This window comes from Nitrincola sp., from assembly GCF_048264025.1.
In the GTDB taxonomy this organism is placed as follows: Bacteria; Pseudomonadota; Gammaproteobacteria; order Pseudomonadales; family Balneatricaceae; genus Nitrincola.
On the sequence record NZ_JBLXDN010000020.1, the window covers coordinates 1 to 24,720 of the forward strand.

At 49.4% G+C, this 24,720-nt stretch carries 27 protein-coding genes; 17 read left to right on the forward strand and 10 right to left on the reverse strand.

Translation table 11 applies throughout. The annotated features are described in order from the left end of the window. Nucleotides 1-83: 83 nt before the first annotated feature. The 9 genes from wrbA to ACN0R1_RS14105 all read left to right on the forward strand — a co-directional run bounded on the left by wrbA (nt 84) and on the right by ACN0R1_RS14105 (nt 6,814). Nucleotides 84-644, forward strand: a complete 561-nt coding sequence (gene wrbA, locus ACN0R1_RS14065) for an NAD(P)H:quinone oxidoreductase (RefSeq protein ID WP_417584022.1) — start codon at nt 84-86, stop codon at nt 642-644. Nucleotides 645-730: 86 nt separating this feature from the next. Further along, nucleotides 731-1,921: a winged helix-turn-helix domain-containing protein gene (locus tag ACN0R1_RS14070; RefSeq protein WP_417583916.1), complete on the forward strand. Its 1,191-nt coding sequence runs from the start codon at nt 731-733 to the stop codon at nt 1,919-1,921. A 95-nt stretch (nt 1,922-2,016) separates the two neighbouring features. Continuing rightward, complete coding sequence (locus ACN0R1_RS14075; protein ID WP_417583918.1) at nt 2,017-3,039, forward strand: sodium:calcium antiporter; 1,023 nt, start codon at nt 2,017-2,019, stop codon at nt 3,037-3,039. Nucleotides 3,040-3,151: 112 nt separating this feature from the next. Next, the gene (locus ACN0R1_RS14080) at nt 3,152-3,700 is read left to right on the forward strand and encodes a hypothetical protein (RefSeq protein ID WP_417583920.1); all 549 of its coding nucleotides are present in this window, start codon (nt 3,152-3,154) and stop codon (nt 3,698-3,700) included. Between the two features lie 318 nt (nt 3,701-4,018). Further along, nucleotides 4,019-4,234 (forward strand): AbrB/MazE/SpoVT family DNA-binding domain-containing protein, encoded by a 216-nt coding sequence (locus ACN0R1_RS14085; protein WP_417583922.1) that lies wholly within the window; start codon nt 4,019-4,021, stop codon nt 4,232-4,234. Continuing rightward, entirely contained in the window at nt 4,231-4,644 is a 414-nt protein-coding gene (locus ACN0R1_RS14090; RefSeq protein WP_417583924.1) for a PIN domain-containing protein, read from the forward strand. Before ACN0R1_RS14085 ends, ACN0R1_RS14090 begins: the two co-directional genes overlap by 4 nt. A 329-nt stretch (nt 4,645-4,973) precedes the next feature. Then, nucleotides 4,974-5,744, forward strand: coding sequence for a hypothetical protein (locus ACN0R1_RS14095; protein WP_417583926.1), 771 nt, complete (start codon nt 4,974-4,976; stop codon nt 5,742-5,744). After that, nucleotides 5,741-5,965, forward strand: coding sequence for a hypothetical protein (locus ACN0R1_RS14100; RefSeq protein ID WP_417583928.1), 225 nt, complete (start codon nt 5,741-5,743; stop codon nt 5,963-5,965). Before ACN0R1_RS14095 ends, ACN0R1_RS14100 begins: the two co-directional genes overlap by 4 nt. A gap of 285 nt (nt 5,966-6,250) precedes the next feature. After that, a complete protein-coding gene (locus ACN0R1_RS14105) occupies nt 6,251-6,814 on the forward strand; it encodes a hypothetical protein (protein ID WP_417583930.1) in 564 nt (187 codons plus the stop codon). A gap of 432 nt (nt 6,815-7,246) precedes the next feature. Here ACN0R1_RS14105 and gap read toward each other — a convergent pair whose 3' ends face one another. From gap to ACN0R1_RS14130, 5 genes are read right to left on the reverse strand one after another with little or no spacing between them, the layout of a single operon-like run. Beyond that, nucleotides 7,247-8,248 carry a type I glyceraldehyde-3-phosphate dehydrogenase gene (gene gap, locus ACN0R1_RS14110; protein ID WP_417583932.1) on the reverse strand — a complete coding sequence of 334 codons (1,002 nt, stop codon included), beginning with the start codon at nt 8,246-8,248 and terminating at the stop codon, nt 7,247-7,249. Nucleotides 8,249-8,274: 26 nt separating this feature from the next. Further along, the gene (locus ACN0R1_RS14115; RefSeq protein ID WP_417583934.1) at nt 8,275-8,937 is read right to left on the reverse strand and encodes an HAD-IA family hydrolase; all 663 of its coding nucleotides are present in this window, start codon (nt 8,935-8,937) and stop codon (nt 8,275-8,277) included. Between the two features lie 60 nt (nt 8,938-8,997). Further along, nucleotides 8,998-9,651 (reverse strand): response regulator, encoded by a 654-nt coding sequence (locus ACN0R1_RS14120; protein WP_417583936.1) that lies wholly within the window; start codon nt 9,649-9,651, stop codon nt 8,998-9,000. 2 nt (nt 9,652-9,653) lie between these two features. Then, a complete protein-coding gene (locus ACN0R1_RS14125) occupies nt 9,654-10,097 on the reverse strand; it encodes a response regulator (protein ID WP_417583938.1) in 444 nt (147 codons plus the stop codon). Between the two features lie 35 nt (nt 10,098-10,132). Further along, complete coding sequence (locus ACN0R1_RS14130) at nt 10,133-10,858, reverse strand: DNA-binding protein (RefSeq protein ID WP_417583940.1); 726 nt, start codon at nt 10,856-10,858, stop codon at nt 10,133-10,135. Between the two features lie 148 nt (nt 10,859-11,006). Between ACN0R1_RS14130 and rimO the strand changes: the two genes are divergently transcribed. Beyond that, on the forward strand, nt 11,007-12,323 hold the full coding sequence (gene rimO / locus ACN0R1_RS14135; protein ID WP_417583942.1) for a 30S ribosomal protein S12 methylthiotransferase RimO: 1,317 nt from the start codon (nt 11,007-11,009) through the stop codon (nt 12,321-12,323). On the opposite strand, the gene ACN0R1_RS14140 is transcribed toward rimO, so the two are convergent. Then, nucleotides 12,324-12,959: a hypothetical protein gene (locus ACN0R1_RS14140; protein WP_417583944.1), complete on the reverse strand. Its 636-nt coding sequence runs from the start codon at nt 12,957-12,959 to the stop codon at nt 12,324-12,326. A gap of 66 nt (nt 12,960-13,025) precedes the next feature. Here ACN0R1_RS14140 and ACN0R1_RS14145 point away from each other — a divergent pair, with 66 nt between their 5' ends. Together ACN0R1_RS14145 and ACN0R1_RS14150 are read left to right on the forward strand one after the other, a co-directional pair. Further along, complete coding sequence (locus ACN0R1_RS14145; RefSeq protein WP_417583946.1) at nt 13,026-13,358, forward strand: DUF1904 family protein; 333 nt, start codon at nt 13,026-13,028, stop codon at nt 13,356-13,358. Then, complete coding sequence (locus tag ACN0R1_RS14150; RefSeq protein ID WP_417583948.1) at nt 13,330-14,208, forward strand: NAD-dependent protein deacetylase; 879 nt, start codon at nt 13,330-13,332, stop codon at nt 14,206-14,208. Before ACN0R1_RS14145 ends, ACN0R1_RS14150 begins: the two co-directional genes overlap by 29 nt. Nucleotides 14,209-14,214: 6 nt before the next feature. On the opposite strand, the gene folM is transcribed toward ACN0R1_RS14150, so the two are convergent. From folM to ACN0R1_RS14170, 4 genes are all read right to left on the reverse strand, one after another. Then, nucleotides 14,215-14,919 carry a dihydromonapterin reductase gene (folM, locus tag ACN0R1_RS14155; RefSeq protein WP_417583950.1) on the reverse strand — a complete coding sequence of 235 codons (705 nt, stop codon included), beginning with the start codon at nt 14,917-14,919 and terminating at the stop codon, nt 14,215-14,217. Between the two features lie 40 nt (nt 14,920-14,959). Then, nucleotides 14,960-15,598 carry a GTP cyclohydrolase I FolE gene (gene folE / locus ACN0R1_RS14160; RefSeq protein WP_417583952.1) on the reverse strand — a complete coding sequence of 213 codons (639 nt, stop codon included), beginning with the start codon at nt 15,596-15,598 and terminating at the stop codon, nt 14,960-14,962. Nucleotides 15,599-15,629: 31 nt separating this feature from the next. After that, nucleotides 15,630-15,995 carry a dihydroneopterin triphosphate 2'-epimerase gene (gene folX / locus ACN0R1_RS14165; protein ID WP_151055365.1) on the reverse strand — a complete coding sequence of 122 codons (366 nt, stop codon included), beginning with the start codon at nt 15,993-15,995 and terminating at the stop codon, nt 15,630-15,632. Nucleotides 15,996-16,117: 122 nt separating this feature from the next. Continuing rightward, a complete protein-coding gene (locus tag ACN0R1_RS14170; RefSeq protein WP_417583954.1) occupies nt 16,118-17,659 on the reverse strand; it encodes a GNAT family N-acetyltransferase in 1,542 nt (513 codons plus the stop codon). A gap of 409 nt (nt 17,660-18,068) precedes the next feature. Between ACN0R1_RS14170 and ACN0R1_RS14175 the strand changes: the two genes are divergently transcribed. The 5 genes from ACN0R1_RS14175 to ACN0R1_RS14195 all read left to right on the forward strand — a co-directional run bounded on the left by ACN0R1_RS14175 (nt 18,069) and on the right by ACN0R1_RS14195 (nt 24,710). After that, nucleotides 18,069-19,049 (forward strand): DUF4123 domain-containing protein, encoded by a 981-nt coding sequence (locus ACN0R1_RS14175; RefSeq protein WP_417583956.1) that lies wholly within the window; start codon nt 18,069-18,071, stop codon nt 19,047-19,049. A 45-nt stretch (nt 19,050-19,094) separates the two neighbouring features. After that, on the forward strand, nt 19,095-21,056 hold the full coding sequence (locus ACN0R1_RS14180; RefSeq protein ID WP_417583958.1) for a hypothetical protein: 1,962 nt from the start codon (nt 19,095-19,097) through the stop codon (nt 21,054-21,056). A gap of 52 nt (nt 21,057-21,108) precedes the next feature. Beyond that, nucleotides 21,109-22,083, forward strand: coding sequence for a hypothetical protein (locus ACN0R1_RS14185; RefSeq protein ID WP_417583960.1), 975 nt, complete (start codon nt 21,109-21,111; stop codon nt 22,081-22,083). A gap of 430 nt (nt 22,084-22,513) precedes the next feature. Further along, complete coding sequence (gene alaC, locus ACN0R1_RS14190) at nt 22,514-23,731, forward strand: alanine transaminase (protein ID WP_417583962.1); 1,218 nt, start codon at nt 22,514-22,516, stop codon at nt 23,729-23,731. 64 nt (nt 23,732-23,795) lie between these two features. Beyond that, nucleotides 23,796-24,710: an ABC transporter substrate-binding protein gene (locus ACN0R1_RS14195; protein ID WP_417583964.1), complete on the forward strand. Its 915-nt coding sequence runs from the start codon at nt 23,796-23,798 to the stop codon at nt 24,708-24,710. Nucleotides 24,711-24,720 lie beyond the last annotated feature (10 nt).

The following is a 24,720-nucleotide window of genomic DNA, read 5'->3' on the forward strand; positions in this document are numbered from 1 at the left end:
GGGAGTATCTGTTAGAGTTTTTCATAGCCTTATTCTCTCAAAGAAATAGGCCTCCACGAAAGCCGGTGTGATTCAATGGTCATATCGAAACCATGGCGAAAGCGGTGGCAGAAGGTGCTCGTAGCGTCAATGACACCGAGGTCACTATCAAGCGTGTGCCGGAAATTATGTCGGAAGAAGCGGCTGCAAAAGCAGGCGCCAAGCTCGACCAATCGGCACCAGTCGCAACACCTGATGAACTGGCAGATTATGATGCCATTATATTTGGTACGCCTACACGCTTTGGCAATATGTGTGCACAGATGCGCAACTTCCTTGATCAAACTGGTGGACTGTGGGCTGGCGGAAAATTGATAGGGAAGGTGGGTAGCGTATTTACGTCGACAGCTACACAGCACGGCGGACAGGAAACCACCATCACCACGTTTCACATCACCTTGTTGCATCACGGCATGATTATTGTTGGCGTTCCCTATACTTGCCAGGAAATCACCGATATGAATGAAATCACCGGTGGATCGCCTTATGGTGCAAGCACCCTTGCTGATAGCGATGGTAGTCGGCAACCGTCTGAGAATGAAATTAAAATTGCTCGGTTCCAGGGAGCTCATGTTGCAGAAATTGCCAGGAAGCAATCGGCCTGATAATTAAGGTGATGTATCGCGAATGTTTTGACGTGCGTACCCTGAAATGTACACTGATGGATAATCCAATACATTAGAGGTACGTCATGACCGCTATGCGCTTACGTCGCCTTGCCCTGGCTGCGCAAGGTTTGCTGCAAGCACAACCCTATGGTCGTGGTTTGGCAGGGTCTCGTAAGGCGATCAACCATATAGGCTATGTACAGGTTGATACCATATCGGTCGTCGAGCGTGCACACCATCATATTTTACATAGCCGAGTGCCTGATTTCGAGCCAGGTATGACAAATCAGATGCTGCGCGACGGCGATATTTTCGAGTATTGGACACACGCAGCGGCCTTTTTACCCATAGCCGACTTTCGTTTTTCCTTACCCTACAAACACGCCATCAAAAGTGGTCAGACCCACTGGTTCAGACACCCTGACAAGAAGCTTATGCGCGAATTGTTAGCCCGCATAGAGTCAGGCGGTCCACTGCGATCCCGGGATCTGGAAACCTCGACCATCCAGCGTGCAGGCTGGTGGGACTGGAAGCCTGCCAAAAAGGCACTCGAACAGTTGTATATGCAGGGCGACCTAATGATCAGCGACCGCGAAGGTTTCCAAAAAACCTATGATCTAACCGAGCGAGTACTTCCATCTCACATCAATACACAAATGCCCAGCATTGAAGAGTTTGCGATGCACATCATAGACCAACAACTACGCTGCCACGGGCTTGTTTCACTCAAAGGGTTAACCTATCAGCGTCGCAACCCTGAGCTACGCCAAGCTGTGAAAAACCGGGTAAACGAAAGGTTGGTGCAGGGCGAACTGGAAAGTGTGCAGGTGAACAGTGGTGAGGTCTTTATAGTGGAAGCAGGGGCGCTGGAACGCCCGCTTCCTCGGCTGAACAATCGCCTGCTAATTCTGTCGCCATTTGATAACAGCGTCATTCAACGGGAGCGGCTCAAAGCACTATTTCAATACGACTATCAGTTGGAATGCTATGTGCCCGCAGCCAAACGTCAGTATGGTTATTTCTGTCTACCGCTGCTATACCGTGGTGAGTTTATAGGACGCATGGATTGTAAGGCCCATCGCAAAACCAGCCATTTGGAGATTAAATCACTGCATTTAGAAAAACACAGTTTTGATGAAGATGCCGTCATCGCAGCATTTGTAGATGCCATTAAACAGTTCGGTCATTTTCAACAATGTGTCTCAGTGTCTTTGAGTTCAGCGCCTGATCATTGGCTACGTGCCATTCCTAATCAATTGACGTCTGTCATGTGACGAACCACACTTTAACGTATGATCAACCCCTTCAGCGATACCATGTCAGTCTTTTGTGATCGTTCGCAGGTAGCCCATACAGTCAGAGGCCCCGAGTGTTTCCATCCTTGATTATCAGCATCATAGCCTTTGGCATTGCGGCCCTGGGTATTATAACCGCCGGCAGCCGACTGGCACACTTGGCTGATGAGCTAGCCGATCGAACTGGCTTGGGCGAGGCATTGTTCGGCGTGTTGCTGCTGGCGGGAGTGACTTCGCTACCGGATTTCGCCGCGACCCTGAGTGCCGCAATGGATAATCGGCCCGACCTGGCTATGAGTAACGTCATGGGTAGCATGGCGGTAAACTTGGTGTTTCTAGGTATCGCAGACATAGTCTATCGCAAAGCCAATCTGGAGCATGCTGCCGCATCTTCTGTTAACCTGATGCTGGCAGGGTTGCTGATCGTGTTGCTGACGTTACCGCTACTCGCCATCGTCTCGCCGACGATAGCCGAGTGGGGTGTTCATCCGGTTACTCCGGTGATTGTTATTGCCTATCTGTTTGGGCTACATCTGGTTTTGCGTACAGAGGCCAAGCCTATGTGGTTTCCACGTCTGACAAGCGAGACCGTACCAGATAAGCCATCACCACAACTTCAAGGTAGTCTTATCAAGGCGTGGATTAGCTTTGTTGCTCTGGCAGTTCTAACGGGTATTGCTGGCTGGATTTTGATGGAAGCCGCCAAGGGGATCGCCGATAAAACCGGGCTTTCTGACACGCTGGTTGGTGGTCTACTGACAGCTCTCGCCACATCCACCCCCGAACTTGTGACCACGATCGCCGCGATACGCTTAGGTGCACTGACCCTGGCCGTGAGCAATATCTTCGGCACCAATTGTTTTAATATGCTGGTCGTGGCTGCTGCCGATCTGGGCTATCCTCACGGCTCTATCTACCATGATATGGCTCCAGTCCAGATGACCTGGGGTCTGGTCAGCATTCTGATGACTGCCATTTTACTGCTCGGCATGGTACGCCGCGAGACCTATGGCATAGGTCGAATAGGCTTTGAAAGTGCATTGATCCTGACGGTTTATGCTGTGGCACTGGGTATCGTCATTATTGCAAATGGCTAAATTTAACTCGGTGTAGGCACTTCTCCGTGTGCCAGCATACAGACGCATTGGCCACATAAGACTAGCTTGAATTTCATCTGTCTTATAAAAGGCCATCCTCAGGAGAAATATCATGAACGACTATCGTCACCACGTATCGGGATTTTTTGCCCTTCGTGTCGAAGCTGAAAACGCCGTTTCAAAACTGGTTGATAAAGGCTTGTCACGTGAACAAATGCATATCTATTCAGCTGATTCCAATTCACCATCACCCGCACCGGAAGGTAAGAGCGACGCCACACTGAAAAACATATTAGTGGATGGGGCAGTGGGCACCGCTGTTGGCACAGGTGCCGGTGTCCTTGGTAGTGTGGCACTGGCAGCGACCAGCGTGACGCTATTTGTCGCCAGCCCTGTGGTTGCACCGCTGGTGCTGATAGGCTGGGGCGCAAGCCTGGGTGGTTTGATCGGAACCGCAGTCGGTTCAGCAGATGACTCCGGTAAGAAAAAAGAAGGCACGCTTTCAGACCTGATAGGAGATGCAATCGCAAACGGTCATGTCGCCCTGGTAGTTGAAACCCGGACTGAACAGGAAACCGCAATGGCAAGCGAAGTGATCAAGGATTCAGTTGGGGAATGTAAAGATACTGATGATAAATTACACAATGAGCCAATAAGCTAGCAGCAGGATAACTCGCCGCTTCAGTGGCAAGTAGTAATCAAACCAGGCTTGGTTACTCAAGTAGCGAGCCCTTTACCACAGCTAATATCCAGTACCTTCTCAGGCATGCTTGGCAACAGCTTCAAGGCTTTTAAACTATCTTCTTTAGATCCAGGTCCCCAACGGTCTAGCAGTTGGTAGACGCATATCAATCCGCCGCTGCCGCGATAATGCGACTGGTGTAATAACTTGACCGCCATTTTTTAAATTATTTACATCTTGTAATAAGTAAATATTGCGTTATCTTTACTATATGGAAAATGTAAAGAGATTAATGTTATGCCAAAAGTCAGCGCTAAAGGACAAATCACTTTGCCCGCCAGTCAAAGAGAGGCTATCGGTGTAAAGCCAGGGGATGAAATCGAAACTTACGTCCTGGGAGATCAGATCAATATCGTTAAAAAAGTATCTGGGGCAGCCAAGGGTATGTTGAAAAACGTCGAAGCAAAGGCTCCGATAAGCGATGAGCAGTCTATGGAGTCCGCCCTGTCGTGATCGCCATTGATACTAACGTGTTGTTACGGTATTTGCTTGAAGATGACCCTGTTCAATCAGCCAAAGCGGCAAAGCTGATCGGAGGGGCTGACGCTGTGCTTGTCACTGATGTGGTTTTGGTTGAAACCATATGGACACTGAGAGGCGCAAAATATCAACTGGGCAAGCCAGAACTGATTGACGTGATCAAGGCATTATTTCAAGAGCCAAACATTCGATTTGAAGATGGACAGGCAACCTGGACTGCGCTCGATCAGTATCGTAAATCAACTGGAGCAGATTTCGCCGATGCTCTGATCGTGAACAAGGCAAAGCTGACAGCCAGTAAGCTAGGTGAAGCATTCGGTGGGTCCTACACCTTCGACAAGGCTGCACAAAAATTGCCAGGATCAAAAGAGCCTAATAGTTAGATTCAAATGAGCGCTTCTTTGGAAGCCTGATTGGCTGCTGAAAACTCTCTAATGGACTATTGATGGAGAAAAGGTGTCATTATCCGACCTGAGGAGAGCCGCTTAATCAGACCGCTGATCACCAGATTTGACAATAACTCATGGTAGAAATATTCTTACATTGGAGTTTTGCTATGAGCATCTCTACGCCCTGAAAAACTTTATTGCAGATCAAGGATGTCTTCATTCTTCCTTCTGCTGCCAACTGATCCGTTAAGAGGCGTCCATACCAGGAAATACTATGAGGCTAAGCGGGATTAAGCCTAATAATACAATCGAAAGGAAGCATTATGATATCGTTAAATGTAGGCATTTCTGAAAAGCGTGATATTGAAGTTGTTCTCAGGAATATTCAGTCCTCTCCGGCTCATGAAATAACAAATTTCACTACTAGTTTTGCAAGAGGCAATGAAGCTGCCTGGTCTCGTTTCTTAAAAGGCGCTTATAACCATCCTATAACATGGTGGGTTGGGATATTTCAGCTCCAGATGCAAATGGGGATATGGGGACAAGGCTATAGAGCGACTGCGAGAATTAGAGCCAATCGCTTATGGCAGATTAGTGAACCATTGAGAGTTGAGGTAAGTTCTAGCTTAGAAGGTGAAGAGACCCCTCTTTTAGCTGCTATTGTGAGATACAACTTAAAATATCGTAAAGCGGATATTCTAGGGCGACTGTCTGGAGGGCGGTTCACTAACTATGCGAGCATGGGTGGACGCTTTGGCAGTCAACGCCTTTCAAATTTTGCTAAATTTACTGGAGGTGCCACAAATTTTGGAATTGCCAGTTACGGTGCAGCCATTAAAGCAATTACGAATGGGTATGGCTCGCTTGAAGCAATAATTCAAGCTATTTTAACAGGGCGCCCTGAGGAATTTTCTATCAATCTTCACAGTGAAACCAACACTCCCCTTAGCAGCGAAGAGCAAGAAATGCTCGATAACCTTAGGTTGGTACTATCTGAGGTCATATCGCTAACCCAAGTAACACCGGGCCCTATATCGATTAATGAATTCTGTTCAAAGCCTGAGAATATAAACTTAAAAGGTCTTTGCAAATGAGTCGGTTTATTCAATCTCTGCTTGGTAGCGCACGAAGCTTTTTAGCCGATATTATGGGGCAACTATTGGCAGTGTTAATGTTCATTGTTGCCGGGCTTGCGTGGTTATATTTTAATACAGTCTATGCTGTAATTCCGGTTCTTATCATAGGAGTTCTGATAGGCGGATACGTATATGGCTGGGTAGAAGGTAGCAATAAAAAACAGAATAACGAAAAGTAAGCCGATATTTTCTCCTGTGCTGTCGCTGAAAAGATCAGTGTTATGATTGCTTATATGAAGCACTTGAAGGATGTGTATGTCACCGATGACTATCACTCACAGGCTGCACAGAAATTGCCAGGGTCAAAAGAGCCCAGATTGGCTGCTGAAAACTCTCTAGCGGACTATTCTCAGCAGCCATAATCTGTAATTAAAGGAACAAATTTCTGACAAATTAAGCAGGAAAAAGATGCACTGGAGATCTTCAAAAAAGACCTGGGCAGCTTTGTACGCTTCTATGAGTTTATGTCACAGATAGTCGATTACGATGATAAAGAGCTGGAAAAACTCAGCCTGTTTGCCCGTCATCTTCGGCCCATGCTGCGTGAAAAGCTCGATCAGGATGATGATGTCGATCTGAGCAACGTAACACTGAGCCATTACCGTTTGTCTAAAATTCGACAGCAGAATCTGAAACTCAAAGAGGATGCGGCAGACTTCACCCTCGACCCCAATACCGATATTGGCTCGGCGAAAGCCAGGGATAAAAAAGAGGAGTTCCTGTCGGTTATCCTGAAGCGCCTCAACGAGCTGTTTATTACCGACAACCTGACTGAAGATGACATGCTCAACTACGCCCGTACAGTGGCAGATAAAGTAGGGGAGAATGAGAAGGTGATGCACCAGATCCGAAACAACTCATCGGAACAGGCTTTTCTGGGTGACTTTCCAGCTGCGCTGGATGAAGCCGTGATGGATAGTTCTGATGCTCATCAGAATCAGATGATGCAGATACTCAGTAACCCTCAGGTGGCTCAGGGTTTTGCGCGGGTTGTGTTTGACCTGCTGACAAACAGCTATAAGCATTGATTAGATTATGAACGTTTCACAGGTGTGCTGTGTTATGTTTTGCCATACTTTACCCACGAAACTGAATTCTTCGACACTCTCCGCACGAAAGCAGATTTGATTCAGATCGGTAGATCTGCCATCAGCGACTGGTGGCTGTCGTCGTATGCATAATGGCGTTGATAGCCGTACCCATAATTCCGATTACGTTAAATAGATCAGGGCAGACCTGTGAACACAACCAAGGACCGTTCTGTATCATCTCTATTTATATCCTATTTAACATAATATACATTATACGAAGTTATATAATACGTCATAGAAGGCGTTTAAACGAAGTTAAAGCCTACTAACTTTTACAAACTAACCGTTGGATACATGCTTTATAATAGACATAAACAAAAACGCCGACCCATTTCCGGGTCGGCATTCTGCTCTTGCTGATTGGTTTGGTCAGTATTGGTAACGCTGCACTACTTGAGCCATCTCCAGGAGTTTGTTGGCATAGCCCCATTCGTTGTCATACCAAGCCACTAGCTTCATGAAACTCTTGTCTAACGCAATGCTGGCATCAGCATCAAAAATACTGGTGCAGGCCTCACCAATAAAGTCTGTTGAAACCACTTTATCCTCTGTGTAGCCAAGAATGCCTTTTAGGTGTGTCTCACTGGCAGTCCGTATCTGTTCGCAGAGTTCGCTGTAATCTACGTCACGCTGCAACTCAACGGTCAGATCTACCACGGATACATTAGAAGTCGGCACACGAAATGCCATGCCCGTCAGTTTGCCACTGAGCTCAGGTATTACCTTACCAACAGCTTTGGCTGCACCGGTGGATGACGGGATGATGTTATCCAGAATTCCGCGCCCGCCACGCCAGTCTTTACTTGATGGGCTGTCGACTGTTTTCTGTGTTGCTGTCACGGCATGTACCGTAGTCATCAAGCCTCTACGTATGCCGAAGCTATCGTGTATCACTTTAGCTAATGGTGCTAAGCAATTGGTTGTGCAGGATGCATTTGATAGGATCGGTTGCCCTGCATAGGTGTGATGATTGACACCGTAGACAAACATCGGGGTGTCATCTTTACTGGGTGCCGACATGATTACACGGCGCGCTCCGGCTTGTAAGTGTGCTTTCGCTGTCTCCGCTGTTAGAAAATGTCCGGTGGATTCAATCACCACATCCGCGCCCTGCCAGTCTAGCTGCTTAGGATCAGCGCAGGCACTTAAACGAACCGGCCGTTCATTTATGAAAAGCTGGCCTTGATCCACTCGAATATCGCCTGCAAAGCGCCGTTGCACACTGTCATACTTTAATAAGTACGCGAGGTATTCAGGTTCCAGCAGATCATTAATTGCCACGACCTGTACCTGATCAGAAAAGTTTTCATGGGCAGCACGCATGACCATGCGTCCGACTCGGCCAAACCCATTAATTGCTATTGTTATCATGTGACATCTCCCTTGTTTTTATATAATTAGGCAGACAATCGAGCCTGCAGCTCAGAAAAATCTTCTATCATTCTGTCAGGCATCGATTTTTGAATCGCCTCACCATGATTATAGCCATAAGGAACAGTCCATACCGTTACTCCAGCATTGCGTGCCGTAGCCACATCGGTTGAGGAGTCACCGATAAACAGAACCTGATCTGGTAACAAAGTGTATTTCTGCATCAAAAAATGAACAGCCACTGGGTCTGGCTTTTTCTGCTCAAAAGAGTCGCCACCGAATATGTCATCAAACAAGTGGTCGAGTTGATGGGCCTTTAAGACTTTATCAGTGCCGCGTTTAAATTTATTGCTGACAATGCAGAGCTTACGCTTTGATTTACTTAGTATTTCTAGAGTTTCTCGTACCGATGGATAGAGTTTACTAAGGGTGCCTGAACGCCGTTCATAATGTTTGTAAAACAGGTTCAGCAGTGACTCAAAACTGACCTGATCAGTTAGTTGGTGATGCTCCAGCACCTGGGTCAGAAAATGTGGCGCCCCCTTTCCTACCCAGTCTCGCGCCTGAGATAAGGTAATGACGGGTAATTCAGACTCCTGCAGCGCGTCATTCATGGCATAGGCCACCTCTTCCACTGTATCAAGCAGAGTGCCATCGAGATCAAAAATGATCATTTCATAGTGATTCATTCAAAATACCGTTTAATTGACTTGAAAGCCGCTGTCGAACACAGACCTAAGAGCATGAACTCAACTGGCAGTAAAACCAGAACGAACCGCCAGCTTGACCAGATCGGCGTTATTTTTGAGCTTGAGTTTACGCAGAATATTGGCGCGATGCGCATGTACCGTTTTCGGACTGAGAGACATAGCATCAGCGATCTTACCGGCTGAGTAGCTTTCAGCCAACATGCTAAACACTTCAAGTTCGCGTTTGCTCAGGCAGGATGCGGGTGATTGGGTATCCGCTCCATCCATTTCACTTTGTATTGAAGCAGAAAAATAAGGTATACCGTTCGCCACGGATTCAACTGCCCGAATCAGCTCATCTGGTGCACAGTGCTTGGTCAGATACCCCATGGCTCCGGCGGTAACAGCCTGGGTTGGATAGGGCTCACCACTCATGGCGGTCAGCACCAGAAGCTTGGCTTTTTTGTCCATGGCAATGATTTTGCGAATGGTTTCAAGCCCGCACGCTGAAGACACTTCCTCTGATTCTTTTTTGAAAGGAATGGATAAATCTAAAACCACGACATCAGGCTTGTGATCTTTACAGGCCTTGATTGCGCAGTAGCCGGTTTCTGCCTCGGCTACCACCTCTATGTCAGGGTTTTTCTGTAATATCTGCTGGTAACCGGCACGGATGATGGAATGATCATCGACCAGTAGTAAACGGATTGTCATATTCAAACGCCCTTTTTCAAACTATCTGCACCTCGGTATACGTCATGTATATCCAGGTCAAGCGCATAAGGCGATATTCCCTCCGCTGGGTCCAGATGAGCCGGTTGCGCCACCAGCTCATCACTAAATCCTATCAGTTGTACGCCCTCCTTGCGACAATGTTGTAAAACTTTTTCTAGTGCACGTATGACGGCCAGCTGTCTATCGTTGAGCTGGTCGCTTTTTTTCTGATCGCCACGACGCTTGGAAGAAACCTGCCGAACAATATAATCGCTCTCATCAATCAGCTGCACAGTGATACCGGCAACCTTCTCTGCGACTAACGCCACCTTGGCCGTTTCAAACAGTTCCAGATCCCGACAACAAAATATCTCACCAGTCGCAGCGTTACGAATCATATCGCGAATACTTTGAACTGAGCTACCTGCAGGTATAAATTGTTCCATAAATTCAGCTGATTAAACTCATGATTTAATTGGGATCATACAGAATATCGCGCTTTAATCAGCTCCATCTGATGCCGCTGTTCCAGTGCTTGCTTTTCTGCCTCATTTAACTGGCGGCGTAACCCGGCATTGTCCGACTGCAAATCGGTATTTTGTTTTTTCAGCCGAGCTATTTCCTCTTCCTGAATGCGGATTTTAACACGATATTCAATGACTTCATCATTTTGTGGTTTTCCAGGTGAAATTTGGCTGGCATGAAGCAGTTCGCGCTCGGCGGCATCCAGTCGGGCGGAGGTGCGAAATAACTTTTCTTCCAGCTCGCGATAATCCTGGCTATGTTGTCGAAACTCCTCAAGCAGCGAGGCGTGACGCTGCAGTAATGTCTGATGCTCCTGCTGCAACAAAGAAAGCGCATGACCACCTCCCTGCTCCGCCTGCTTGAGAGCTTGCTCCAGGACACTGATCTTGTCGGTGTATTGCGCGGCCTGTTCGTGAAAGCGCTTCTCGGCGTAGGCCAACGCCCGATCCCAGGTCTGACTGGCAAGCTTAAGCACCGGCTCTGGTAGTTCAGGGTGCGCCTGACGTCGGTTAAGCCGCTCACTGAGGGTTCCCCACCATTCGCCAAGCGCTCGATTGATGGTGGTAATGCTGCCGGTACCGATAAGCTCACGCACATTTTGCTGCGTTGGGCGGATACCCTGCTCTAACAGCGTATCAGCCGCCTTGAACACGGATTGGTGGGTATTGCTGGATCTAGCCATATTATTAGTACACGATACGTATTGAATGGTATGTATTGTTAGTCGATATTACCATGCTATACGCTGCACGCAAGCGAGTTTTCTCGCTAGTAGCAGCAGTTTTGGTTAAAATCGCGTTTTGATTTTTTCATTGAGGTTTTTGGATTACATGAATGCACCCAAGGTAGGTTTCGTCAGTCTGGGTTGCCCCAAGGCACTGGTCGATTCTGAGCGCATCCTTACACAGCTCCGCACTGAAGGTTATGAGATCTCCCCTTCCTATGATAATGCCGACATAGTGGTGGTAAACACCTGCGGCTTTATCGACAGCGCTAAAGCTGAGTCTTTGGATGCCATTGGCGAAGCGATCAAAGAAAATGGTCGCGTCATAGTGACTGGCTGCCTGGGTGTAAATGAGCAAGAGATCCGCAACCTGCATCCACAGGTGCTCACAGTAACAGGGCCACAAGCTTATGAGTCAGTTGTTAACGCGGTGCATGAACATGCACCGCATCAAGCTGAGCATGATCCGTTCATTAGCCTGGTACCGCCTCAAGGCATCAAACTGACACCCAGACATTACGCGTATGTCAAAATCAGTGAAGGCTGCAACCATCGCTGTACCTTCTGCATCATCCCCTCACTGCGTGGTGATCTGGTATCCCGTACCGCTGATGAAGTGATGCGTGAAGCCGAGGGACTGGTGAAAGCTGGCGTTAAAGAACTATTAATAGTTTCACAAGATACAAGTGCTTACGGCGTTGACTTAAAGTACCCATTAAGTATTTGGAATGGCCGCCCTGTGAAAACGCGCCTGCTTGAACTCTGCCAGGCATTAGGTGATCTGGGTGTTTGGGTACGCCTGCACTATGTCTACCCTTACCCATCCGTGGACAAAGTAATCCCGCTGATGGCCGAAGGCAAGATCCTCCCCTATCTGGATATTCCATTCCAGCATGCCAGTCCACGCGTATTGAGCATGATGAAGCGCCCGGCTCACGCTGAGAACACCCTGGAGCGTATCCGCACCTGGCGTGCTATCTGCCCTGAACTGGTTATTCGCAGTACCTTTATTGTTGGCTTCCCAGGTGAAACCGAAGAAGACTTTCAGCTGTTGCTGGAGTTTCTTGAAGAAGCGCAGTTGGATCGTGTTGGCTGCTTCCAGTACTCCCCTGTCGAGGGTGCCACAGCAAACGACCTGGCGGAAGCTGTGCCAGACGAGATCAAACAGGAGCGCTGGGAGCGCTTTATGGCGGTTCAGGCGCGCATCAGTGCAGCCAGACTGCAGCAACGCATTGGCACCGAAATCGATGTGATTATCGATGAAGTGGTTGAGGAAGGTGCCGTAGGACGCAGCAAAGCCGATGCCCCTGAAATCGATGGCCAGGTATTCCTCGACAACGCCACTCACCTCAAACCCGGGACGATTGTCCGGGCACGGGTGGTGGATGCCGATGAATACGATCTTTGGGCTGAGCCTGTCTGATTAGCGGATTATCAGGCGCTGCCCTGGCGGCGCCTGAGGTACCAGATCGCAGTAGAGGGTTCCACGTAACAAGCGTTCCTGCTCCAGGTAGCGACTAACGCCGCGCTGCAGCTGCTGACGCGTTGCTGCCATTGCGATACACTCGCTAGTCGCTGACCATTGCAGCGCCTGAGCCGAACGACACAAGCTCACCACCTGTCCATCAAAGCCTGCGTACACGGATTGCTGATAGCGATTGCGCGTGTCAGACAGGGTAAGTTCCACCGCGTAACCGCTAACAAGGTCCATCGCCAATGGACGCACAGGTTCCCAGCGGCCTCGGATATAGCCTTCGGCCGACTCCAGTATGCATTGAACCCGCTCACCGTAACCCGCATCACGACGGCGCTGCTCCAGCTCAGCGGCCTGTTTGATGGCCTCAGCTTCACGTGCTCGTGCTTCTGCCTCGCGGCGAGCTTGCGATGCCTGATCCAAAGCGGCCTGTTGACTGCGCGCAGTCAACTGCTGCTGTGTCGTGAGTAATAGCCATTGCTCTTCAGGTATCCCTAACGGGTAGCGGGCAGCACAGCCACTTAAACCTGCAAGCAACAGAACCAGACAGATGCGTTTGTACGTAACATGATTGATGTTTAACATGGCGCTACTTTATTCGGTGTAAAATGACTAGCAGCTTAACCATCCAGTATTTAAGGAAATTTGTTAATGCCACAACTTCAATTTCACGGTATTGATTCACAAGCCGTTCAGCGTTGTTCACGCCAACTGGTCGATGATCTTTGTCAGGCCATGGACACCACGCCAGACAACTTCCTATTGGAGGTCATGCACTCCACCCAGATTCTATCGGGTGAGGTTGTAACTCCCTTCCCGTTCGTCGATGTGCGCTGGTTCGAACGTGGCCAGACTGTCAGAGATCGAAGTGCGGCCGTGATTGCGCAACACCTCAACGCTCAGGGTTATAATCCGGTAGAAATTATCTTCACCGCGTTAGAGGCGAATGCTTATTATGAGAACGCTAGCCACTTCGGTGACTAAGGTGGCCTCCGCCCCACCACTGACAGCTGATGCTGATGAAAAATTGCTGCATTTTATCCAGCAGCATCCTCGATTAGTGGTGCTTACAGGCGCGGGGGTTAGCACCGACTCGGGTATTCCGGATTACCGCGATGCACGTGGCGAGTGGAAGCAAAAGCAACCCGTCCAGCACCAGGCCTTTATGACCCAGCCAGCCGTTCGGCAACGTTACTGGGCCCGCAGCCTTCCTGGTTGGCCAGTAATTCGTGATGCACAACCCAGCGGCGCACATTTCAGTCTTGCTGAAATGGAGCGTAACGGCCATTTGCAACTGCTAGTGACACAAAATGTCGATCGATTGCATCAGAAAGCCGGCTCTCATCAAGTGACTGATCTGCATGGGCGCTCTGACCAGGTAATTTGCATGGCCTGCCATTATCGTACTGAGCGGGATGAAGTACACAAGCGGTCGGCTGAGATCAATCCTGAGTTTGCGGCGATCAAGGCCATAGCGGCCCCCGATGGCGATGCGCATGTGGAAATGGACTTTTCTCAATTTAGAGTGCCTGATTGCCCGAAGTGCGGCGGTATTTTGAAACCGGATGTGGTGTTTTTCGGCGACAATGTGCCCAAAGAGCGGGTAGAAAGCAGCCTGGAGGCTCTCAAAGCCAGCGATGGCCTGCTGGTAATTGGCTCATCGCTGATGGTTTTCTCGGGATTTCGTTTCTGTCGCCGCGCGGCTGAATGGGGTATACCGATAGCCACGCTTAGTCTGGGGCGCACGCGTGCTGATGAACTGTCTCAGTTGCAAATCAATGCGCCGATTCGGGAAACCTTGGAGCAGGTTTGTGGTGTGCTGGGTGCCAGTTGACCTTGCTTATTTCAAATGACGTCCACCATCAACGGCCAGGCTGCGACCGGTGACATAGCGACTCTGTAACAGGTAGTCCACAGCCTGTAACATTTCATCTGCGCCAGCTTCTTTGCTCATCAATGACTTGGAGCGGGCTTTTTGCTTGTATTCTTCACTGTCACCGTCATTGAACAGGATTAGCGCCGGAGCAATACTGTTGACCTTTACCTTAGGCGCCAGCAGTTGGGCAAAAGACAGGGTCATATTGGCCAGGGCGGCTTTGCTGGCGGCATAGGCAATATGTTTTCGACTGCCCTTTTCTGCCACATAATCGGTCAGATGAATTATATCAGCGACCTCGGAGGCCATTAGCTGATCCTGCAGCGCCAGATTTAACTGATAAGGCACGGCAACATGCACCTGCATCATGGTCTGAAGTGTGGCCACGGCTGACTCGGCACCGCGATCCGGTAACCAGTCTGAAGCGTTATGGATAATGCCACGCAATGCGGGTGCCTGACGTTGCACTTGCTCAATTAATTCAGTGACCTGAGTGGGTTGATTGAAGTCACACCGAACTAGCTGAACGCCCTGCTCGCTTAACTCTGCCAGTGATGATCTATCAGTTCGATAAGTCCCTATGACCTGATAACCTTGCGCCTGCAGGTGCTCAGCAAGGTGTTGACCAATACGCTGACCAACACCGGTAATCAGTAGCGTTCCACTCAACACCCTTCTCCTTATCTAAACAGCATCTATCGCCAGTGACTTACTTTAGAAATTCTGCACGGGTATGAATGTTCGCTTTAAAAACCCCACCCAGCGCCGTGGTTGAAGTGCGCGAGTTAACGTCCATAACCCCTCTCGATTTGACACAATAATGTGTCGCCTCTATCGAAACAGCAACATTTTCAGTTTCAAGTAAGGTTTGTAATGCTATCAAAATCTGCTGTGTCAGACGCTCCTGAACCTGAGGTCTTTGCGCAAAAAACCTGACTAACCGATTGATTTTAGACAATCCAATAATCTTATCACCGGGTATATAGGCTACTTTGGCCGAACCATCGATGGTAATAAAATGGTGCTCGCAAGTACTGGTAAGACCTATGTCAGATACCTTTACCATTTCATCCACTTGCATCTTGTTTTCGATCAACGACATGGTTGGAAAGTTGTTATAGTCGAGACCGGAGAAAATCTCATACACATACATCTTGGCAATGCGATGAGGGGTTTCGGCCAGACTATCATCATCCAGATCCAGCCCTAGCGTCTGTACTACATCCGTCATGGATTGCTTAATTTTTTGGTACTTTTCGTCGGCTGTTAAACGCTGCTCTGTAAGCGGTGTTTCCAGCCCTCGATCAATAAGAACCTGACGAACGCGTGCGGCTTCCATTGATATCATCCTAAGTGCTCCTGTGTGCTGTCGTTGTGCTTTAGCACTTATCGTAATGAAGGGTTAAGGAGACAGAGTCGGCAAATCTCAACGCATGAGGCTTGTCGATTCGTACCTGAGCATGGGTTACCACATCCGGTTCCGCGCAGATATTGAGCACATCGGATACCAGTTTCTCCAGCAGGAGAAACTGCCCATCTTCGACATGTGCAATAATCTGCTTAGTAATACCCTTATAGTCCAGCGCCGCATCCACCTGGTCAGTCAAACAGCCACGATTAACCGGATAATGTATCTCCGCATTAATCACGACATCTTGTTTTTTTTCACGCTCTTCCGGATTGAATCCTATAAAGGTTCGAAGTCGCAGGTTGGTAATCTTGATGATGGCATTACTAAAAGGCATTAAATTAGTCTCCGGCCTGTGTTATCTCAACTTACGCACTAGGGCATGAAAATGGAGCACAGCAGACCATAAAAAACCCAGTATTTTACTATAGTATTCATCAGTGTCACATCAAAGTAACACTATTCTGCATCGTCGAACCATTTCAACTGGTACAAATCATTACGTCGATCACGCAAATTATTGACTGAACCCTCAAAATGCAACTGCTGTAGTTTATCAATATCCAGATCAGCAAATAGCAATTGCTCGGAGTTGGCTACAGCTTCACTTTGTATCGCATCGTGCGGAAAGAACAGGTCTGACGGCGTGAATACAGCACTTTGAGCATACTGTATATCTACATTGTCGACACGGGGCAAATTGCCACAAGAGCCGCCGATCACCACATAGCACTCGTTTTCGATGGCCCGCGCCTGGGCACAATGTCGAACCCGTAAGTAGCCATTTTTGGTATCTGTCCAGAAAGGCACAAACAAGATATCGAGCTTCTGTTCTGCAAGAATACGGCCCAGTTCAGGAAACTCGACATCGTAACAGATCAGTATTCCTACTCGGCCAGCATCGGTTTCAAAGGTTTGGATACGGTCGCCACCGCTGATAATCCAGTCACGTCGCTCTGAGGGCGTAATATGAATTTTACGCTGCTCTTCCACACTGCCATCTCGACGACAAAGATAGGCTACGTTGTAGACCTGGTCATTGTCGATCAGGGGTAAAGAGCCAGCAATGATATTGATGTTATAACTGACCGCCATCTGTGAGATGCGATAACAGATCTCTTTAGTAAAGCCAGCCAGAAAGCGCATGGCCTCTACAGCCGACAAATCAGGCGCCAGGCCCATCAAGGGGGCGCTGAAAAACTCCGGAAAGAGTGCAAAATCTGAACGGTAATCAGACATGGCATCGACAAAAAACTCAACCTGATTTAACAGGTCATCCACCGAATGGGTTTGCTGCATTTGCCATTGCACCACCCCGACGCGCACTTGTGACTTGATACTTTCATAAGCGATGCTGTTATCGTCGCGCTCGTAAAAAATATTGTCCCATTCAAGCAGCGTGGCAAAGCCGGCAGAATTAGTGTCTTCGGGCAGGTAGCCACGCATAAGACGCTTGACGGTAAAATCGTTGGATAGTTGAAAAGACAGTATTGGATCGTGGATGCTTTTACGCCCCACTGCCTCGATATAGTCTGTGACTTCCATCTGATCAGCCACTTTATGGTAACCAGGCAGACGACCACCGGCTAAAATCGCACGCAAGTTCAAATCACGGCAGAGCTCTTTACGCGCCTCATACAAGCGCCGCCCTAGCCTTGCGCCACGGTAGTTGGGGTCGACAAACACATCCAGTCCATAGAGCGCATCCCCCTTGGCGTTGTGACCAGGGATACGCTTTTCATTGATCACCTCATCATAGCGATGCGGTATGGAATACTTGTCATACTTAACACACAGCGTCAACGCCACGGCCACCACATGATCATGGTCAACTATAGCGATCTGGCCTGCAGGAAATAGCCTGATAAGCTTGGCCAGCGTTGCTTCCGACCAGGCACCACCAAGATCTGGATAGACTTTCGCCATAATATCAGCCAACTGAGGGTAATCAGCCAGTGTAATGGGACGTATATTAAGGCGAGTACCTTGAGGTTCAGTCATCGACAGTTTCCTTGCGCTACATCATTATTAAGCGCGTTATTCTAACATAGAAAGCCGCTCACCCCTTCAATCTATCCATTTATGGCGGGGCAATTGAACTATTTCAGGGTGGCTTTAGGGTTACTAGATAGCCTTGAACCAATAGCTATTCTAGGGCTAATGGGCCGTATCTGTCTGACACGCCATGGACCCATCCATGGGGGCTCCAGTGCGCCGTCCTGGCGCACAGGGTCAGCCAAATCCGATCCCATCAGCCCCCACCAACCTGGGTGCCAGCTCATAGGACCTCCAAAGAAAAGCCGTTAGTACGACAGCCTGAGTAATAAACTTGCGTGAAGGGTTTTGCTCAATTAGTATTTACTTACTGAGCAGGTAGCAAAGCCGTTATACAGTAAGAAAGGATGCACATATGGATATATCTCAGTCAGTCTGGGACATGGCGCCCGGTATAAGTGCTAGTGAGATCAACTGGCCAACGCTTCTGGCTATCAAAACATCGAACCTCTGGGCGCTGGTTGATGGCGTCAATTGGCCGGAAATACAGTCCATTCTGGCCGAACACCTTCCATCCCATGCATGTCTTTATAGCACTACAGATCCCGATTCGCAGCGGATAGCCCCTTGGTTGATTCGGATTGAACCTGACTCGCCCCTACTCAACCTACTACAACACCGCGATCCAGATACTCATGCGTTTGTTCTATTTCACAGTAGCCTGGGCCTGAAGCAACTGCGTGATCACTTTCGCCATTTTACCTTGCTGTGGACTCCAGCCAACACCGATGCACCAGTGTACTTCCGCTTTTATGATCCACGCGTACTGCTCGACATGGCCTGTGCGCTCACTGGCAATAAGCTGATGCAGTTTTACGCTGGTATTGATGCGTTTTATGCGCCCCTGTCAGCACGGATGCGCCTACCGGAATCAACGGGGCTGGAAGCGATGTTGCCAGGCGAGCAAGCAAATGCCCAGGGCCGTTTGATCCAGCTTACCTTGCAGGATAGCACCCAGACACCTGCGCGTTCAGCACGCAGTTTTCGAGTCAATCAGTCGGAGTACGAGGCGTTTTTACACTTGGCACAGCAACGCAGCCCCTTAAATCTGGCCGCGGAGCTCTACACCACTCATAAACAGATGTTCCCGGCAGAGCTCTATCAGAAGGTGGCTCTCATAGCTTGCCAGCAAGCCCCTGGCTACAACCTGACCACTCAAAACGGGCTACGCATTCTGGCCAGTTGTTTGCTATGGCTTGGCCCTGAATTTCCTCAGAATGACCTGGCAGCTGAAATACTGCTGACAGACGAGCAGCCTGATCGAATCCATCATCTGCATGCCTGGCTGCAAACAAACCAATCCATTGAGGTGGCGAAAGCTGCCTGGAGCCTATAAACACTTAAGGATTATTGGCCTCGTGCCAATCACAGGATGTCAACGATGAATGATCAACCACCCAGCGACCAGAGCCCCTTCCCAATCCTGCCATTGCTTGTGCATGATGTCGAATTGAACACGGCCTGTGTCCCCTGTCAGGCCGCTTCATCCTGTTGCCGGTTTCAGGGAAAAATTAAAGATGCCGCTGATCCTACTCGTTTTATTAGCTGGCCACTCTGTCCTACTGAGCAACAGCCAAACCCTAGTACCCGGCTGCTGGTAATTGCCGATCAAGCAGACATCAACGCACCTGAACTTTTCGCCCGTGTCAACGTGACGCGTGAAGGTGATGAGTGCCGCAAGCCACCGGTCAGTGACCAAGCCGCATCTATCCATTATCAGATTCTGGACAAAGATAATGAGTTATCATTACAGACAGCAGCTGCTCAAGACCACTTTATACGCATGCAGGACACCGCCCATTGGGGGCTGCTGGATGCCACCACTCACTATGCCAAGTGGGTGCCTCGGCAAACATTGATCACCCTGACACTACTGGATAGCCTCCGGACGCTGGATCAACAGCTTTCAGGCCGCACAAACACCCGTTTTACACCGATGCTGTGTGGCAACTACCCACCGTCGAGAGCTGAGTTTCAGGTGATTCCGTTTCCTGAATTGAAGATCAGTGGCACTGTACGTTGGGGCGTAGTGTTTACCCTGCGCACCCGAGCCCCCTTCGTGAGTGCGCAATCTGAAGAATCGACGTCACTGGATCTCGTCTATGGCAATACCAAAATCTCCCAGGGCACGGAGAAAACGTCTGACGCCTCCGCCTCTCTATCGGAACCAAGCCCGAATGCGCCCGCCCCCGGATTTTTTGGCATATTGGATAAACTGATTGGCGATCTTTCAGATACCCAGCAAAAAGGACGTCCCAGGCCGGATAGCGAACAGCCCAACACGGATCATGGCTCCCGCGTTACCTTCAGCGTCAGTGCTGAACTGACGGTGGGTGGCGTCGAGCTCAAACCCAAGTCGAACTCACCGGATCTGGAATTAGAGCTGGGCGGTATCAAGTTTACAACCACAGCGGGTGTGACTGGCACAATTGATGTGATTGAAACAGCGGTAACCATGTTTGCCCCCGCCACGGCGCGCCGGTTTACAGAGGTACGTGGCCAGTTAGCCAGGGGGAAGCGTGTCAGCGGTGACCTCCAGGCCAACTTGATACTGGCACTGAAGGGTGAGACGCAAAGGGCCATAGACAGTGATCAAGCCCTGACCCTGTATGCCCACCCGGACCCGCGTGCGACCTATGCACACACAGGATTCAAATACACTCTTTCTGGCCAATACAAGGTGTTTGGAAAAGCCGAATTGAGTTTTCATGTCGGGCTTGAGGTTTGGGGTGTGCGTGCCAAGGCTGGTGCCGCCGGTTCCCTGCATACCTCCTGGTGTGTTGAGTTTCGTCATGCCTCTGATAACGGTCAGTGCCAGTACCGCAACTACTTTGAAGGACTGAAAGCGGAGGTGAGTCTGTATGCGAAGGTAGATACAGATGACACAGCAGCGGAAGCTGGAGGTGGGATGAGTAACTCATCTAATACCAGTTCGACTCAAGTAGAACTGCACCAAACCTCGTCAAGTGTTTTTGAGCAAGTGGCAGCGAACAATGAAGCGTCTGCGCGTCAAGCCCAGGAGTTAAGAGAAAACGCGGTACGGATTAAACAACTGAACACGGCAGAAGCTAAGCAGGTGCTAAGAGATTATGCTTTAGTTAATCCCATTGCCCGTGGTAGCGAAATAGAACGACTGGAAACGTCACTTGCACATTTCCCCAATGACAATGATAACCAAACTGCCTTGATGAGCCTACTGGCAGAGGTGTCGAAGGATTATCACGACTATCAGTATCGCGACCGATTAGGAGAACTTCATGAACTACTGGCCCCCTCGCCGAATGGCCCGATTACGGAAAATAACCCGAAATGGAAAACGTTTAGCTTTGGGGCTAGTGACTAGCTTGGCCATGCTGGGCGTGGCGTTATTACTACTGAATCAAAAGGGAACAGAGATGGCACAAGCATCGGACTATGTGATTGATCGGAATTATTATGTCATCGTGCACTCCAGAGGTGCGGTGTATGATGTTTTTATCAATGGTATTACCACTAAAAAAGAACATGATGTTGCTGCAAGTAATTTTACTCTTCCAATAAATCATTTAATGCAATCTGATGTAAACCAAATCACATTTAATTTCAGCCCAACTGAGGTTGAGTATGATGAATCGGGTACGGTGATTATCGGGCCGCATGATAATTTCTTTATCCATATCTCCATTGAGTCAGTTCATCTGGATACACGTGAGCGCGAACGCATCACTCTGGTCGACGCCCGCTATGATATGGAAACCGGGCAACTGGTTAGTAATGAAAAAACAATTTTTGATACGGAACCTGTGTACCAACAACCGCATATGCACACCACAGGCGAGTTGAAGCTAAAAGGCAATCATGTCTGGGTGAACCATGGGCTGGTGCAACCAATCGAAAGCCAACACCTGATCGCTGAGTTCACTACACCGGATCGTTTTCCACGTTTTCATTGGCTGGATGAAGCCATTGTACTGGAAGACAGTCCTGCCCTGCGCCAAGGGCTACGCAATGCCTATCGGCATGTGCATGACCTGATTGAACGGGGAGATTTTCGGGGAATGCGTCAGTTGATGGATGAACGGTGGCGCCATACAGCAATCACTATGAATATAGGCAACTCGGCAGATGATTTTATCCGTAGTGGGGATACCCATAAAAGTTTTGTCAACAAACGTGAGGATGGTCGGACTTTGCGCCCCTTACCTTTTGACCAGTTGGAAGCACCAATCGAGCTGGATCAACTGCAGTTTATGGCGGATGGACGCTTGGTACGTTTGCTGCCAGATCCTATTCGTTGGCGCCGTCCAGGTGCGAGAGAAACTACCTACTCAAGGTTTGTGTTTTATGTAACCGAAGATTATCAATGGAAAGTGGCGGCGATTGTACTTTAGCGTAACGGGAGTGCGCTCAGCACAGCAGGCTGATCTGACTCAGTAGTGTATCGGCCTGCTGTTTAAACGGAGTTTTCAGGAAGGAATATGCATCTAGATCCATCACGTTTATTCTGCTCCATCTAACACCTGATCTGGCACAGAGTTGCGGGCGGGGTGGTGGTATCACTTTGGGGGGACCGTCTGCCGCCCGGATGGCGGCAGTCGAGCGTGCCAGGGATGGCGAAAGCGTGTCACACCAAAGTGATACTACCACCCCAGCATGGCACTCACCCAGCAGCGCACTAATCCCAAAAAACCATCAACCCAGCACCCAGTCCAAATTAAGCATGGCACTCTGAAAAAATTCTGCTAGGATGCGTTTTAATGGCTGCAGATGGCAGTCAGCGTCGCTCGGACGGTTCCGGGCGCTTACGTAATCGAGAAAACTATGACTGAGAAAGCACCGCTTCGTTTCGAGCGTATCGAACGCCTGCCCCCCTATGTATTCAACATCACTGCTGAACTAAAAATGGCTGCGCGCCGTCGTGGCGAAGATATTATTGACCTGAGCATGGGTAACCCGGATGGAGCCACTCCGGCACATATCGTTGAAAAACTCTGCAGCGTAGCTCAGCGACCTGATACCCACGGCTATTCCACCTCCCGCGGCATTCCTCGCCTGCGCCGGGCCATCAGCCATTGGTATCAATCGCGCTTTGATGTTGAGATTGATCCGGAAACTGAAGCCATCGTGACCATCGGTTCAAAAGAAGGCCTGGCTCACCTGATGCTGGCCACCCTGGATCGTGGTGACGGCGTGCTGGTTCCTAACCCCAGCTACCCGATTCATATCTACGGCGCGGTTATAGCTGGGGCACAGGTGCGCTCAGTGCCGTTGATTCCTGGAGTCGATTTTTTTGCTGAGCTGGAACGTGCCATCAAAGAAAGCATCCCCAAGCCTAAAATGATGATTCTGGGCTTTCCATCGAATCCCACAGCACAGTGTGTGGAGATGGACTTTTTTGAGCGGGTCATAGCACTGGCTAAAGAACATAATATCCTGGTGGTACATGATCTGGCCTATGCCGATATTGTCTTTGATGGCTGGAAAGCACCGTCAATTATGCAGGTTCCGGGGGCTAAAGAGGTCGCGGTAGAGTTCTTCACCCTCTCCAAAAGCTACAACATGGCAGGCTGGCGTATCGGCTTTATGGTGGGTAATCCTGAGCTGGTTAACGCACTTGCCCGCATTAAGAGCTATCATGACTATGGGACCTTTACCCCCTTGCAAGTGGCGGCTATCGCGGCCTTGGAAGGAGATCAGCAGTGCGTAAAGGATATTGCGGCTACTTACCAGAAGCGACGCGATGTATTGGTCAAAGGCCTGCATGAGGTTGGCTGGATGGTTGAGAAGCCTAAAGCCTCTATGTACGTCTGGGCTAAAATTCCAGAGGCTTATGCCGACATGGGGTCGCTGGAGTTTGCTAAAAAGATGCTGGCAGATGCCAAAGTTTCTGTTTCTCCTGGCATAGGTTTTGGTGATTATGGCGATGATCATGTGCGTTTTGCTCTGATTGAGAATCAGGACCGTATACGTCAGGCATTGCGGGGGATTAAATCAATGTTCCGTGCAGACGGGTTACTGCCGGGTAAATCGACGCAGTAACAACCACACGTCAGGCGCTCTTATTGAGCGCTTGACTGATAAACTCAGAAAAACAGGATTTTTTATGCATTTATCAGGCTTTTTCCGGACACTGCTTCTAACTAGCGCTGTTGCGCTATCCACCTCAGTCTTGGCACAACAGGCCGTTGTAGTATCCTCCAAGATTGATACTGAAGGCTCTGTACTGGGTCATTTGATCTATCAGGTACTGGATGATGCCGGCATTCCGGTGACCAACCGGATTCAACTGGGTGGCACCAGTATTGTTCGCAATGCTTTAATCAGTGGTGAGATAGACCTTTATCCGGAATATACCGGTAATGGTGCCTTCTTCTTTGATCGTGCGGATAGCCCGGTCTGGAAAGATGCTCAAGCCGGTTATGAACTGGTTAAAGAGCTGGATTATGAGCAAAACCAACTGGTGTGGTTAAAGCCGGCAGACGCCAACAATACCTGGGCGATGAGTGTCCGTGGTGATTTGTCACGTAATGAAAACTTGGTCACTTTGGATGATCTGGCTGACTACCTGAATAACGGCGGTGCATTCAAATTTGCCGCTAGCGCTGAATTTGTCGACTCTCCCAGTGCCCTTCCAGCGTTTCAAGATGCCTATGGCTTTAGCCTGGAATCTGAGCAGTTGCTGATCCTCTCCGGTGGCAATACCGCCGCCACCCTACGCGCTGCGGCCCTGCAAACCAGTGGTGTGAATGCTGCCATGACCTATGGTACCGATGGCGGCTTGCAGGCACTGGATTTAATCGTATTGGAAGACACTCGCGGTGTTCAGCCAGTCTATCAACCGGCACCGGTTATCCGTGAAAGCACTCTGGAAGCCTATCCGCAAATTGCTGAGTTGCTGGAGCCCGTATTTGCCGCCCTGGATCTGCAAACCCTGCAGAAGCTCAACGGTGATGTGGCCGTAAATGGTGAAGATCCGGCACAAGTGGCTCGACGTTTTTTAGACTCACTCGCGCCTTGAGGATCACCTA